We start from the raw sequence: 13,145 nt of genomic DNA, 5'->3' as shown, positions 1-13,145 counted from the left end.
GCCGATCCGTACCACCCACCGGTACGGATCGGCCCTTCTGCTTATGCTGGCCGCATGCTGACCCTCACCCAGGCCCTGTACGACCAGATCGTCGCCCACGCGCGCGAGGACCACCCCGACGAGGCGTGCGGCGTGGTGGCCGGCCCCGTCGGCGCCGGCCGTCCGGAGCGGTTCATCCCGATGCTCAACGCCGCCCGCTCGCCCACCTTCTACGAGTTCGACTCGCAGGACCTGCTCAAGCTCTACCGCGAGATGGACGACCGCGACGAGGAGCCGGTGATCATCTACCACTCCCACACGGCCACCGAGGCCTACCCCTCCCGCACCGACATCACCTACGCCAACGAGCCCGGCGCCCACTACGTCCTCGTCTCCACCGCGGACACCGACGGCACCGGTGACTTCCAGTTCCGCTCGTTCCGGATCCTGGAAGGCGAGGTCACGGAGGAGGAGGTCAAGGTGGTGGATTCGTACTGATCTCACCCCTCGGATGATTCACGTCCGCACGATGAGATCACACTCCGGAAGCCGGACCGGGAATCGATACGATGAGCCCATGGTTCTTCTCGACGTGAGCGAAAAGGCGCCGGGCACACTGCTCGTGGCGCGGCTGCACGTCGACCTGTGCAGGCTGAACAGCGCCATCTGTTGATCTTCCGCTGCCGCCGTACGGCCGTGAGCCGCGGCGGGTCGCCGCGTGCCGCCGCGCGCACCGAACCCACGACACCTTCCGACAGGAGCCCTCAGCCATGGCCATCGAGGTCCGCATCCCGACCATCCTCCGCCAGTACACCGACGGTCAGAAGGCGGTGGAGGGCAACGGGGACACCCTCACCGAGCTCTTCGCCGACCTCGAGACCCGGCACGCGGGCATCCAGGCCCGCATCGTGGACGGTGACCAGCTCCGCCGCTTCGTCAACGTCTACCTGAACGACGAGGACGTCCGCTTCCTCGACGGCATCAACACCAAGCTCGCCGACGGCGACAGCATCACGATCCTGCCGGCCGTCGCCGGCGGTATGGCCTGATCGGGATGCGGTACGACTCCCCGCTGGCCGCGGTGGGCAACACCCCCCTGGTGCGCCTGCCGCGGCTGTCGCCGTCCGAGGACGTCCGCATCTGGGCCAAGCTGGAGGACCGCAATCCGACCGGCTCGATCAAGGACCGCCCCGCCCTGTTCATGATCGAGCAGGCGGAGAAGGACGGCCGCCTCACCCCGGGCTGCACCATCCTCGAGCCGACCAGCGGCAACACCGGCATCTCGCTCGCCATGGCGGCCAGGCTCAAGGGCTACCGCATCGTGTGCGTGATGCCCGAGAACACCTCGCAGGAGCGCCGGGACCTGCTCGCCATGTGGGGCGCGGAGATCATCTCCTCCCCGGCCGCGGGCGGCTCCAACACCGCCGTACGGGTCGCCAAGGAACTCTCCGCCGAGCATCCCGACTGGGTGATGCTCTACCAGTACGGCAACCCGGACAACGCCGGCGCCCACTACGCGACGACCGGCCCCGAGGTGCTCGCCGACCTGCCCTCGATCACGCACTTCGTGGCCGGACTCGGCACCACCGGCACCCTCATGGGCGTCGGCCGCTACCTGCGCGAGCACAAGCCGGACGTGCAGATCGTCGCCGCCGAACCGCGCTACGACGACCTGGTCTACGGCCTGCGCAACCTCGACGAGGGGTTCGTCCCCGAACTGTACGACGCCTCCGTGCTCACCACCCGCTTCTCGGTGGGCTCGGCCGACGCGGTCACCCGCACCCGCGAACTCCTGCAGCAGGAGGGCATCTTCGCGGGCGTCTCCACCGGCGCCGCCCTGCACGCCGCCATCGGCGTGGGCAGGAAGGCGGTCAAGGCGGGGCAGAGCGCGGACATCGTGTTCGTCGTCGCCGACGGCGGCTGGAAGTACCTGTCCACCGGCGTCTACACCGCGGCCACCACCGAGGAGGCCATCGAGACCCTGCACGGCCAGCTCTGGGCCTGACGCCTCACCGGGCGAGGTGGCGCACCTGGTCCCACAGGGCCGGGTCCACCTCGCCCACCCGGCGGCGGAAGTCGCCCACCGGCACCTGGCGCAGCTCGTCCGTCTCCAGGAAGCTCTTCCGGCCCCGCCCGTCCCCGACCGCACCCGGCGGCAGCGGGATCACGCCGGCCCGCCCCTCCCGGTACCGGCTGGTGATCTTGGCGACCAGCACCCGCCGGCCGCGCACCGCGATCACCAGGCACGGCCGGTCCTTCGCCCCCGCCGTGTCCTCGTAGGGCACGTTCGCCCACCAGATCTCCGCCGGCCGCGGCCGCGCCGCCCGGCCCCGCGGACCCCGGGGCCGCCCCGGCGGACGCCGGGTGCCCGCGGGCCGCCGCCCCCGGCCGTCGGCGACCGCGACGACGAGGGCGAGGAGCACCACCGCCGCGAGCGCGAGCCACCAGGACGTGTCCATACCGACGACGTTACCGGCGCGCGCCCGCACCGCGCGCCCCCTCCACGGCCCCGGGCGCCCCACGTCCAGCCGAACCGGTGACACCACAGGTGAGTTCGCCCACAACGGCCCCTGGCGGAGGAGCGACCCGGAGTTTTGCGCCTTACGCTCGACGCACCGCACGACCCCCGTCTCTCCACATCCGCCAGCGGAGGTTTCTGCTTCATGAAGCTCACCGTCGTCGGCTGCTCGGGGTCGTTCCCGTCCGCGGAATCGGCCTGCTCGAGCTACCTCGTCGAGGCCGACGGCTTCCGGCTGCTCCTCGATCTGGGCAACGGCGCCCTGGGCGAGCTGCAGCGCCACTGCGGTCTCTACGACCTCGACGCGATCTTCCTCAGCCATCTGCACGCCGACCACTGCATCGACATGTGCGCCTACTTCGTGGCGCGCTACTACCGGTACGACGGCGGCCGCTGCGGCCCCCTGCCCGTCTACGGACCCGAGGGCACCGAGCACCGGCTCACCACCGCCTACGCCGACACCCCCACCGCGTCGTCCATGAGCGAGGTCTTCGACTTCCACACGGTCAAGCCGTCCACCTTCGAGGTCGGCCCGTTCACCCTGCACACCGAGCGCGTCGCCCACCCCGTGGAGGCCTACGGCGTCCGCGTCGAGCACCGCGGCCGGTCGCTGACGTACTCCGGCGACACCGGCGTCACCCCCGTGCTGGACGAACTCGCCCGCGACACCGACCTGTTCCTGTGCGAGGCCGCCTTCACGCACGGCAAGGAGGACATCCCCGACCTGCACCTCAACGGCCGCGAAGCGGGACAGAGCGCGAGCCGGGCCGGCGCCCGCCGCCTGGTCCTCACCCACATCCCGCCGTGGACCGACCCGCAGGTCAACCTGGCCGACGCCCGCGCGGTCTACGACGGACCGGTGGACGTGGCGACGCCCGGCGCGGTGTACGAGATCTGACCCCGGACGCGACGAAGGCCCCGAAGCCGTGGACGGCTTCGGGGCCTTCGTCACGCGTGGCGGGGCCTCACGCCTTGGTGAGGTCCTCGACCTCCTCCTCGGGCTCGCGGCCCGGGGTCGGCAGGTTGAACTTGATGATGGCGAAGCGGAACGTCACGTAGTAGATCGCCGCGAACACCAGGCCGATCGGGACGATCAGCCACGGCTTGGTCGCCAGGTGCCAGTTGAGGGCGTAGTCGATGAAGCCCGCCGAGAAGTTGAAGCCGGCGTGCACGCCCAGACCCCACGTCACCGCCATGGAGACCGCGGTGAGCACCGCGTGCAGCACGTACAGGACCGGCGCGATGAACATGAACGAGAACTCGATCGGCTCGGTCACACCGGTGACGAACGAGGTCGCGGCGAGCGAGATCATCATGCCGAGGACGACCTTGCGGCGCTCGGGGCGGGCGCAGTGCGCGATGGCGATCGCGGCGGCCGGCAGACCGAACATCATGATCGGGAAGAAGCCGGCCTGGAAGATGCCGGCGGAGGGGTCACCGGCCAGGAAGCGGGTGATGTCGCCGTGCACGACCTCACCGGAGGCGTCCTTGAAGTCGCCGAGCTGGAACCAGGCCACGGTGTTGACGAACTGGTGCATGCCGATCGGGATGAGCCCGCGGTTCACCGCGCCGAACAGGGCCGCGCCGCCCGCGCCCAGGCCCGTCATCCACTCGCCGAAGTTCGAGATGCCCTCACCGATGGGCTCCCAGACCAGGCCGAAGAAGACACCCACGACGATGCCGACGAACGCCATGATGATCGGCACCAGGCGGCGGCCGTTGAAGAAGCCGAGCCAGTCCACCAGCTTCTTGCGGTGGTAGCGCTGCCACAGCACGGCGGAGAGCAGACCCATGATGATGCCGCCGAGCACACCCGGGTCGTTGTAGGTCGCGGCGACGTCCTCGCCCTGCTTGACCACCGCCTCGGTGACCGGGAACGCCTCCAGGACCTTGCTGTAGACGAGGAAGCCGACCACGGCCGCCAGCGCCGTCGAGCCGTCCGCCTTCTTGGCGAAACCGATCGCCACGCCTATGCAGAACAGCAGCGGGAGCGAGCCGGTCAGGGCGCCGCCCGCGTTGTTGAACACGGCGGCGACCTTGTCCCAGCCCAGGCCGTCCTTGCCGAAGATGTCGTCCTGGCCGAGCCGGACCATGATGCCCGCCGCCGGCAGTACGGCGATCGGGAGCTGCAGGCTGCGGCCGACCTTCTGCAGGCCCTGGAAAAGGCCCTGTCCCCGCTTCTTTGCGGGGGCCGCCGTTGCGGTGGCGGTGCTCATACGTCCTCCATCGGGTGATGGTCTACACCACTGAGTGGTGTAGACCTGTTGTAGCACGATGAAGGCCGCGTAAGGAACCCGCGATTCCGCGACTGCGCCACTACGCGCGGTGCCGATGCCGAGCTGTCGGATCAGCCCCAGGTCAGCCCTTGTGAGGGCGTACCGAAGGCCCCCGGAATCCCTCGGTCCGGAGGCCTTCGTCAAAGGGTACGCGTGCGCGGGAGGCGCTGGGTGTGCCCTACACCTTGGTGACGTCCTCGACCTCCTCCTCCGGCTCCCGCCCCGGGGTCTTCAGATCGAACTTCGTGATCGCAAACCGGAAAACGACGTAGTACACCACGGCGAACCCCAGGCCGATCGGAATGATCAGCCACGGCTTGGTCGCCAGGTTCCAGTTGATGACGTAGTCGATCAGTCCCGCGGAGAAGCTGAACCCGTCGTGCACGCCCAGCGCCCACGTCACCGCCATCGACACCCCCGTCAGCACCGCGTGCACCGCGTACAGCGCCGGCGCGATGAAGAGGAACGAGTACTCCAGCGGCTCGGTGATGCCCGTCACGAACGACGTCAGCGCCACCGAGAGCATCAGGCCGCCGACCTCCTTGCGGCGGTGCGGTTTGGCGCAGTGCGTGATGGCCAGCGCCGCCGCCGGCAGCGCGAACATCATGATCGGGAAGAACCCCGACGTGAACTGGCCCGCGTCCGGGTCGCCCGCGAGGAACATGTTGATGTCCCCGTGCACCACCGTGCCGTCCGGCTTGGTGAAGCTGCCGAACTGGAACCACATCGGCACGTTCAGGAACTGGTGCAGCCCGATCACCAGCAGCGCCCGGTTGGCCAGCCCGAACACGCCCGCGCCCCAGGCGCCGATCCCGTTCAGCCAGTCGCTGAAGCTCTCCAGCGCGTCGCCGATCGGCGGCCACACCCACAGGCACAGCGCCGCGAACACGATCGCCACGAACGCCATGATGATCGGCACCAGTCGCCGGCCGTTGAAGAACCCGAGCCAGTCCACCAGCTTCGTGCGGTGGAACCGCTGCCAGAAGTACGCCGACAGCAGCCCCATCACGATGCCGCCGAACACCCCCGGATTCTGGAAGACGAACGCCGTCACCGTGCCCGACCCGTCGGTCACCTGGCAGCCGACCTGCGGGACCGCCTTCGACCCCTCCGGGCAGTCCTCCGGGAACTGGCGCAGCACATTGAAGTAGACGAGGAACCCGGCGACCGCCGCCAGGGCCGTCGAGCCGTCCGCCTTCTTGGCCATCCCGATGGCCACGCCCACGCAGAACAGCAGCGGAAGCCCCAGCGAACCGTCCAGCAGCGCACCGCCGGCGCCCGTCATCACCTTCGAGACGTTCGTCCAGCCCAGACCGTCGTCCCCGAACACGTCCGGCTGGCCGAGGCGGTTGAGGATGCCCGCCGCGGGCAGGACCGCGATGGGGAGCTGGAGACTGCGCCCCATCTTCTGAAGCCCCTGGAACCACGCGTTCCAGCGGGCGCGGGCGGGACCGACCGCACTGTCGGCACTCATCCGGTCTCCCTCCGGTTCGCCGGGAAGTCCCTCGGGCGCGAGGCGGTTTGGCGGCCGTCCCTCCGGTGGTGTAGACCAGTTGGGGGACGTCCGCTGTCGTGACGCCATCATTCGGTACACACCGCATGACCGCTCGCGTAGCTGGGCCAACTGTGCGTTACTGCGACAAAGCGGTTCGGATCAGGGAGAAGGAACATGGCCAGCAAGGCTGAGAAGATCGTCGCCGGCCTCGGCGGCATCGACAACATCGACGAGATCGAAGGCTGCATCACCCGCCTCCGTACCGAGGTCAACGACCCCGCCCTGGTCGACGACGCCGCCCTCAAGGCCGCCGGCGCCCACGGAGTCGTGAAGATGGGCACCGCCATCCAGGTCGTCATCGGCACCGACGCCGACCCGATCGCCGCGGAGATCGAAGACATGATGTGAGCCCCGGTCCGCACCGGCTCACCCCGGTCCGCACCGGTCCACCCGGCAAGAGGCCCTCTCCGCTGAGGCTTTTCCACAGCGGGGAAGGCCTCTTCCGCATGGGCCGCTAGGCTCACCCGCATGTCACGAATCGACGGCCGCACCCCTCAACAGCTCCGCCCTGTCACCATCGAACGCGGCTGGAGCAAGCACGCCGAAGGCTCCGTCCTCGTCTCCTTCGGCGACACGAAGGTCCTCTGCACCGCCTCCGTCACCGAAGGCGTCCCCCGCTGGCGCAAGGGCAGCGGGGAAGGCTGGGTCACGGCCGAGTACGCCATGCTGCCCCGCGCCACCAACACCCGCGGCGACCGCGAGTCCGTCAAGGGCCGCATCGGCGGCCGCACCCACGAGATCAGCCGCCTCATCGGCCGCTCCCTGCGCGCCGTGATCGACTACAAGGCGCTCGGCGAGAACACCATCGTCCTGGACTGCGACGTCCTCCAGGCCGACGGCGGCACCCGCACCGCCGCCATCACCGGCGCCTACGTCGCCCTGGCCGACGCCGTCGCGTGGGCCCAGGGCAAGAAGCTGATCAAGCCGGGCCGCAAGCCCCTCACCGGCACCGTCTCCGCCGTCTCCGTCGGCATCGTCGCCGGCACCCCGCTCCTCGACCTGCGCTACGAGGAGGACGTCCGCGCCGACACCGACATGAACGTCGTCTGCACCGGCGACGGCCGCTTCGTCGAGGTCCAGGGCACCGCCGAGGCCGAGCCCTTCGCCCGCGAGGAGCTCAACACCCTGCTCGACCTCGCCGCCGCCGGCTGCGCCGAACTCACCGAGCTCCAGCGCGGGGCGCTGGCCGCCGTCGTCGAAAAGTAAAGCGGACGCCAAGAAAAAGGACGCCCGGCGCGCAACTCGACCGCCCGCCGCGGCGTCTTCGGCAGTACGGGCGTACGGCTTCATCGCCGTACGCCCGGCGCAGCACCGCACACGGGCCGCCCGGCCCTGTCACAAGGGGAGGACCGAGACCCATGGCCGCGACCCGACGCAGCCGCCGTCGCCGCACCGCCTTCGCCGCCGCAGCCGTGGCGACCGCCGTTCTGACCGTGGGCCTGACCACCGGCTGCGATGCCGTCGACAAGGCCCTCGACTGCGTGCAGACCGCCGACGCCATCGCCGACAGCGTCACCGAGCTCCAGCAGGCCGTGGAGAACGCGTCCAACGACCCGACGCAGCTCGAGGAGTCCCTCGACTCCATAGACAAGAACCTCACCGAGATCGGCGACCAGACCGACGACGCGGACGTCGGCAAGGCCGTGGACGACCTCGGCAAGGCGGTCGACGACATCCGCGCGTCGGTGGAGAAGGGCGACACCGCCCCCGACCTCAGCCCCGTCACCGACGCGGCCGGGGAACTGACGAAGGTCTGCACGCCGTAGGGGACGTGAGGGGCGGGGCGGGGGGTCCGGAATACTGGGCCCCATGACCCGCCTGATCCTCGCCACCCGCAACGCCGGAAAGATCACCGAGCTGAGGGCCATCCTGGCCGAAGCCGGGCTGCCCCACGACCTCGTCGGCGCGGACGCCTACCCGGAGATCCCCGACGTCAAGGAGACCGGCGTCACCTTCGCCGAGAACGCCCTGCTGAAGGCCCACGCCCTCGCGCGGGCGACCGGCCTGCCCGCCGTCGCCGACGACTCCGGACTCTGCGTCGACGTGATGAACGGCGCCCCCGGCATCTTCTCCGCCCGCTGGGCCGGCACCCACGGCGACGACCGGGCCAACCTGGACCTCCTGCTCGCCCAGCTCGGCGACATCGCCGAGGAGCACCGCGGCGCCCACTTCGCCTGCGCCGCGGCCCTCGCCCTGCCCGACGGCACGGAGCGCGTGGTCGAGGGGCAACTGCGGGGCACCCTGCGTCACGAACCCTCGGGCACGGGCGGTTTCGGCTACGACCCGATCCTCCAGCCGGACGGTGAGACGCGCACCTGCGCGGAACTGTCCCCGGCCGAGAAGAACGCGATCAGCCACCGGGGCAAGGCCTTCCGCGCCCTGGTGCCGGTGATCCGGGAACTGCTGGACCGTACGTCCTGAAGATGCTGGTGCGGCCGGAGGGACTCGAACCCTCACGGGAGTTACCCCACTGGGACCTAAACCCAGCGTGACTGCCAATTCCACCACGGCCGCGGGAGTTGCTGCCCGGTCATGCTACTGGCCGGGCAGCCCCGTCAGATCCCCAGATCCTTGATGATCTTGGCCACGTGGCCCGTCGCGCGGACGTTGTAGAGGGCGCGCTCGACCTTGCCCTGCTCGTCGACGACGATCGTGGAGCGGATGACGCCCATGTAGGTCCTGCCGTAGTTCTTCTTCTCGCCGAAGGCGCCGTAGGCGTCCAGGACCTTCTTGTCCGGGTCGGCGAGGAGGGTGACCTTCAGGGACTCCGCGTCGCGGAACTTGGCGAGCTTCTCCGGCTTGTCGGGGGAGATGCCGATCACGTCGTAACCGGCGCCGGCCAGCAGCTCCAGGTTGTCCGTGAAGTCGCAGGCCTGCTTCGTGCAGCCCGGGGTAAGCGCCGCGGGGTAGAAGTAGACGATGACCTTGCGGCCCTTGTGGTCGGCCAGGGACACCTCGTTGCCGTCGGCGTCCGGAAGGGTGAAGGCGGGGGCCGGGTCCCCCGGCTGCAGTCGCTCGCTCATCGATCCAGCGTAACCGGGGGTCCTGACAGTGCGGCGCGAGCCGGAGCTGACAGACTGTCCGCAACAGCGTCATAAGACTTCGGAGGCCGTACGGTGGCGGACACGTCGGACATCAGAACCCCGGCGCAGATCGAGGCGGACATCAAGCGCCGCCGCGAGGTGCTGGCCGAGACGCTCGACGAGATCGGGGTGCGGGTGCATCCCAAGACGATCATGGGCGATGCGAAGGCCAAGGTCGCTTCCAGCGTCGATCACACACTCGGACGGGCGTACGTCGGGGTCAATCGTGTGGTCAGCGATGTGAAGTCGCAGTTCGTGGACGAGACGGGCACACCGCGGATGGAGCGCGTCCTGCCCGTCGCCCTCGTGGTCGTCGGGGTCGTGGGGCTGCTCGCTCTCGGTACCCGGCGGCGCAAGGACTGAGCCGGGGCAGGTAGGTTCGGGGCGTGAGCGCCAAGAGAAACGAGCACAGTTCCCCGGACGACAAGCTGCCCATCCGGATGCTGCACGACCGCGTACTCGTGCGGCAGGACACCAGTGAGGGCGAGCGGCGTTCCGGCGGCGGCATCCTGATCCCCGCCACGGCGGCGGTCGGCCGGCGGCTGGCCTGGGCCGAGGTCGTCGCCGTGGGGCAGAACGTACGGACCGTCGAGCCGGGCGACCGGGTGCTGTACGACCCGGAGGACCGGGCGGAGGTCGAGGTGCGGGGCACCGCGTACGTGCTCATGCGCGAGCGTGATCTGCACGCCGTGGCCGCGGACCGGTTCGAGGGCTCGGAGGACTCGACCGGGCTGTACCTCTAGAACAGCGCCGCGAAGGGGCTGGTGACCAAGGTCACCAGCCCCTTCGTGCTGCCTTTGCTACCTTGGAGGCATCCCGACGAGACGCGCCGTACCGGGTTGAAGGAAAAGACGACGCACCCCGTTCAGTTCGCTTCACGGAGGTGCCTCGTCATGGCGTGGGTTCTGCTCGTCGTCGCCGGTCTGCTGGAGGTCGGCTGGTCGATCGGTATGAAGTACACCGACGGCTTCACACGGCTCGTGCCCAGTCTGTTCACCGGTGCCGGCATCGTCGCCAGCATGGTGCTGCTGTCGTACGCGGCCCGGACGCTGCCCATCGGCACCGCCTACGGCGTGTGGGTGGGGATCGGCGCGGCCGGTGCGGCGGTGCTCGGCATGGTGGTGCTCGGTGAGCCGGCGACCGCCGCCCGGATCTTCTTCATCTGTCTGCTGCTGGTCGCCGTGGTGGGGCTGAAGGCGACCTCGGGTCACTGACCCGGCGGCTCAGCCGCTGCGCGGGGTGGTGGGGAAGCCGCCGACGGCCCCCGAGGTCTCGGTCTCGCCCCCGCCCGCCCCGGTGGAGTCGCCGCTCTCGCCGCCGGTGTCGCCGTTGCCCCCGTCCCCGCCTCCGTCGCCGCCCCCCGTGGGGCCGGGCTCGGTGGTGGGGCCGCCGATGGTGGGGCCGCCGCCGGTCGACGGGGCGTCCGTCTCGCCGCCGCCCGGCTCCGTGCTGGGGCCGCCGACCGCGCCCGGCGTCTCGGTGGCGCCGTCCTCGCCGCCGGTGCTGTCCTCGTCGCCGGTGCCGCCGTCGGACTCGTCGCCCGTGCCGGTGTCGTCGGAGGCGTCGGCGGTGGGCGGCGCGGTGACGTCGGCGCCCGCCTGGAGCTGGAGGTCGAAGTCCGTGACCGGCTCGCCCTCCAGGGCGTCGCGGGTGTACTGGGCCCAGATCTCCGCGGGCGCGCCGCCGCCGTTGATGCGGTCGAGGCCCATCACGCCGTACAGCGACTTGTGGGCGGCCGTGACCGGGTCCTGGCCCATGACGGCGACGACGGTGGCCAGGTCGGGGGTGTAGCCCGCGAACCAGGCGGCCGTGTCCTCCTCGGCGGTGCCGGTCTTGCCGGCGGCCGGGCGGCCCGCGGCCTGCGCGGCCGTGGCGGTGCCGTTCTGGACGACGCTGCGCAGCACGGACGTGGTGGTGTCGGCGGCCTCGCGGCTGACGGCCTGGCGTTCGCGCCGCTCGGGCAGCTCCACCTCGTGCTTGCCGTCCTTCGTGACCTTCTCGACCAGCGTGTACGTGCCGTGCCGCCCGTGGTTGGCGAGCGTGGCATAGGCCTCGGCCATGTCCAGCGGGCTGGCGGTGGCCGTACCGAGGGCGATGGCGGGCCCCTCCGGCATCTCGGGGGTGTCGGCGGGCAGGCCGAGGTCGATCGCGGTCTGCTTGACCTTGTCGCCGCCGACGTCCACGGCCATCTGCGCGTACACGGCGTTCACGGACTTGTCGGTGGCCTCGCGGACGGTGATGTTCCCGTAGTCGCGGTGGTCCTCGTTCTCCGGGGCGTAGCGCCCGGTCCAACCCTGGACGGGGCGTTCACTGGTGCCGTCGTAGACCGTGTTGGGGTTGATCATGCGGCCGTCCTGCGCGGTGGAGTGGTTCTCCACGGCCGCGGTGAAGACGAACGGCTTGAAGGTGGAGCCCACCTGGAAGTCGCGGCGGGTGGCGTTGGGCGTGTACTGCTTGACGTAGTCGATGCCGTTGTACATCGCCACGACCTTGCCGGTCTTCGGGTCGATGGAGGCGCCGCCGGCGCGGACGTAGGTGTCGACCTTTCGGTCCTTGTCCAGCTCGGACATCAGCTTGTCGTCCACGGCCTCGACGAAGGCGTCCTGCTTGTCCTTCTGGAGCGTGGTGGTGATGCGGTAGCCGCCGCGGCCGAGCTCCTCCTCGTCGACGATCTCGTTCTCGATCAGGTAGTCCCTGACGATGTTGACGATGTAGCCGCGCTGCCCGGACATGCTGGTGGAGACGGTGGTCTTCTTGGGCACGGGGAACTCCAGCCCGGCGCGCTCGCTCTCGCCGAGCCAGTTCTTCTTGACCATGCCGTCCAGCACGTAGTTCCAGCGCGCCTCGGCGGCGGCCCTGTTCTCCGGGTGGGCGACGACGTCGTACTGGCTCGGCGCGTTCAGCAGCGAGGCGAGGTAGGCGCCCTGAGCGGCGGTGAGGCGCGTGGCGTCGATGCCGTAGTAGGCCTGGGCGGCGGCCTGGATGCCGTAGGCGCCGCGGCCGAAGAAGCTGGTGTTGAGGTAGCCCTCGAGGATCTCGTCCTTGCTCTTCTCCCGGTCGAGCTTGATCGAGATGAAGAACTCCTTCACCTTGCGGGTGACGGTCTGCTCCTGCGCCAGGTAGTAGTTCTTGACGTACTGCTGGGTGATGGTGGAGCCGGACTGCTTGCCCTTGCCGGTGGCGGTGTTCCAGCCGGCCCGGACCATCGCCATGGGGTCGATGGCGGACTCGGTGTAGAAGTCCCGGTCCTCGGCGGCGAGGACGGCGTGCTGGGCGTCCTTGGAGATCCGGGCGAGACCGACGTTCTCCCGGTTGACCTCGCCGTCGCGGGCGAGGACGCTGCCGTCGGCGTAGAGGTAGACGTTGCTCTGCTTGGTGGCGAGGGCGTTGGCCGACGGGATGTGCACCAGTGAGTAGCCGAGGAAGAATCCGCCCACCAGCAGCATGACGCCGATGACGAAGGCACCCAGCACCATCCGCCAGGTGGGGATCAGCCGGCGCCATCCGGTGCGCCTGGGCCTCTTCGGCTTCTTCGGCGTCGCCGTTCCCGGTTCCGAGCCCTCGTCAGGCTGCTGCGGCTCGTCGCTCATCTCGTGCACGGACTCCTGTTTCGCGTCGTACGGTCTTGTCTCGTACGGCCTTGTGCGCTTCTGCGCCCTCTGGTGAAGACTCTCGCATCGCCCGTTCCGTTCCCGCTTCCCGGCACACCCGTGAAAAACCGGGTGCCGCCGTCC

General features: G+C 70.0%; 17 protein-coding genes, 1 tRNA gene and 1 riboswitch. Of the genes, 12 read left to right on the top strand and 6 right to left on the bottom strand.

All coding sequences use genetic code 11. From position 1 onward, the window contains the following. Positions 1-54 precede the first annotated feature (54 nt). From ACH499_RS29175 to ACH499_RS29160, 4 genes are all read left to right on the top strand, one after another. Positions 55-477 (top strand): Mov34/MPN/PAD-1 family protein, encoded by a 423-nt coding sequence (locus ACH499_RS29175; RefSeq protein ID WP_399019467.1) that lies wholly within the window; start codon positions 55-57, stop codon positions 475-477. A 79-nt stretch (positions 478-556) separates the two neighbouring features. Next, entirely contained in the window at positions 557-652 is a 96-nt protein-coding gene (locus ACH499_RS29170; RefSeq protein WP_310873142.1) for a putative leader peptide, read from the top strand. Positions 653-749: 97 nt separating this feature from the next. Continuing rightward, the gene (locus tag ACH499_RS29165; protein ID WP_356196179.1) at positions 750-1,028 is read left to right on the top strand and encodes a MoaD/ThiS family protein; all 279 of its coding nucleotides are present in this window, start codon (positions 750-752) and stop codon (positions 1,026-1,028) included. Positions 1,029-1,033: 5 nt separating this feature from the next. Continuing rightward, positions 1,034-1,984, top strand: a complete 951-nt coding sequence (locus ACH499_RS29160) for a cysteine synthase (protein ID WP_356196181.1) — start codon at positions 1,034-1,036, stop codon at positions 1,982-1,984. A gap of 4 nt (positions 1,985-1,988) precedes the next feature. Here the strand turns inward: ACH499_RS29160 and ACH499_RS29155 are convergent, their stop codons facing one another. Further along, entirely contained in the window at positions 1,989-2,438 is a 450-nt protein-coding gene (locus tag ACH499_RS29155) for a type II toxin-antitoxin system PemK/MazF family toxin (RefSeq protein ID WP_399019464.1), read from the bottom strand. Between the two features lie 204 nt (positions 2,439-2,642). Between ACH499_RS29155 and ACH499_RS29150 the strand changes: the two genes are divergently transcribed. Continuing rightward, entirely contained in the window at positions 2,643-3,395 is a 753-nt protein-coding gene (locus tag ACH499_RS29150; RefSeq protein WP_399019462.1) for an MBL fold metallo-hydrolase, read from the top strand. Between the two features lie 67 nt (positions 3,396-3,462). Here ACH499_RS29150 and ACH499_RS29145 read toward each other — a convergent pair whose 3' ends face one another. Both ACH499_RS29145 and ACH499_RS29140 read right to left on the bottom strand, forming a co-directional pair. After that, positions 3,463-4,713, bottom strand: coding sequence for a PTS transporter subunit EIIC (locus tag ACH499_RS29145; protein ID WP_356196189.1), 1,251 nt, complete (start codon positions 4,711-4,713; stop codon positions 3,463-3,465). 238 nt (positions 4,714-4,951) lie between these two features. Next, a complete protein-coding gene (locus ACH499_RS29140; RefSeq protein WP_399019460.1) occupies positions 4,952-6,247 on the bottom strand; it encodes a PTS transporter subunit EIIC in 1,296 nt (431 codons plus the stop codon). A gap of 195 nt (positions 6,248-6,442) precedes the next feature. Between ACH499_RS29140 and ACH499_RS29135 the strand changes: the two genes are divergently transcribed. The 4 genes from ACH499_RS29135 to rdgB all read left to right on the top strand — a co-directional run bounded on the left by ACH499_RS29135 (position 6,443) and on the right by rdgB (position 8,749). After that, entirely contained in the window at positions 6,443-6,676 is a 234-nt protein-coding gene (locus ACH499_RS29135) for a PTS glucose/sucrose transporter subunit IIB (protein WP_356196196.1), read from the top strand. Positions 6,677-6,796: 120 nt separating this feature from the next. After that, entirely contained in the window at positions 6,797-7,534 is a 738-nt protein-coding gene (rph, locus tag ACH499_RS29130; protein ID WP_356196198.1) for a ribonuclease PH, read from the top strand. Positions 7,535-7,686: 152 nt separating this feature from the next. Beyond that, complete coding sequence (locus ACH499_RS29125) at positions 7,687-8,094, top strand: hypothetical protein (protein ID WP_356196200.1); 408 nt, start codon at positions 7,687-7,689, stop codon at positions 8,092-8,094. Positions 8,095-8,137: 43 nt separating this feature from the next. Then, entirely contained in the window at positions 8,138-8,749 is a 612-nt protein-coding gene (rdgB, locus tag ACH499_RS29120) for an RdgB/HAM1 family non-canonical purine NTP pyrophosphatase (RefSeq protein ID WP_356196201.1), read from the top strand. Between the two features lie 6 nt (positions 8,750-8,755). Here the strand turns inward: rdgB and ACH499_RS29115 are convergent. Together ACH499_RS29115 and bcp are read right to left on the bottom strand one after the other, a co-directional pair. After that, a tRNA-Leu gene (locus ACH499_RS29115) sits at positions 8,756-8,842 on the bottom strand. 41 nt (positions 8,843-8,883) lie between these two features. Continuing rightward, entirely contained in the window at positions 8,884-9,351 is a 468-nt protein-coding gene (bcp, locus tag ACH499_RS29110; RefSeq protein WP_356196204.1) for a thioredoxin-dependent thiol peroxidase, read from the bottom strand. Positions 9,352-9,444: 93 nt separating this feature from the next. On the opposite strand from bcp, the gene ACH499_RS29105 reads away from it, so the two are divergent. From ACH499_RS29105 to ACH499_RS29095, 3 genes are all read left to right on the top strand, one after another. Further along, the gene (locus ACH499_RS29105; protein ID WP_356196206.1) at positions 9,445-9,774 is read left to right on the top strand and encodes a DUF3618 domain-containing protein; all 330 of its coding nucleotides are present in this window, start codon (positions 9,445-9,447) and stop codon (positions 9,772-9,774) included. Between the two features lie 23 nt (positions 9,775-9,797). After that, on the top strand, positions 9,798-10,154 hold the full coding sequence (locus ACH499_RS29100) for a co-chaperone GroES (RefSeq protein ID WP_356196209.1): 357 nt from the start codon (positions 9,798-9,800) through the stop codon (positions 10,152-10,154). Between the two features lie 45 nt (positions 10,155-10,199). Then, positions 10,200-10,272, top strand: a riboswitch (guanidine-III (ykkC-III) riboswitch). Positions 10,273-10,304: 32 nt separating this feature from the next. Next, positions 10,305-10,625 (top strand): multidrug efflux SMR transporter, encoded by a 321-nt coding sequence (locus ACH499_RS29095; protein WP_239766353.1) that lies wholly within the window; start codon positions 10,305-10,307, stop codon positions 10,623-10,625. Positions 10,626-10,634: 9 nt separating this feature from the next. On the opposite strand, the gene ACH499_RS29090 is transcribed toward ACH499_RS29095, so the two are convergent. Continuing rightward, positions 10,635-13,001 (bottom strand): transglycosylase domain-containing protein, encoded by a 2,367-nt coding sequence (locus ACH499_RS29090; protein WP_399019456.1) that lies wholly within the window; start codon positions 12,999-13,001, stop codon positions 10,635-10,637. Between the last annotated feature and the right edge of the window lie 144 nt (positions 13,002-13,145).

It is taken from the genome of Streptomyces sp. NPDC018947 (assembly GCF_044390505.1).
GTDB lineage: Bacteria > Actinomycetota > Actinomycetes > Streptomycetales > Streptomycetaceae > Streptomyces.
The sequence above is the reverse complement of the archived record's forward strand: the minus strand, read 5'-3'. Positions and strand labels throughout refer to the sequence as shown.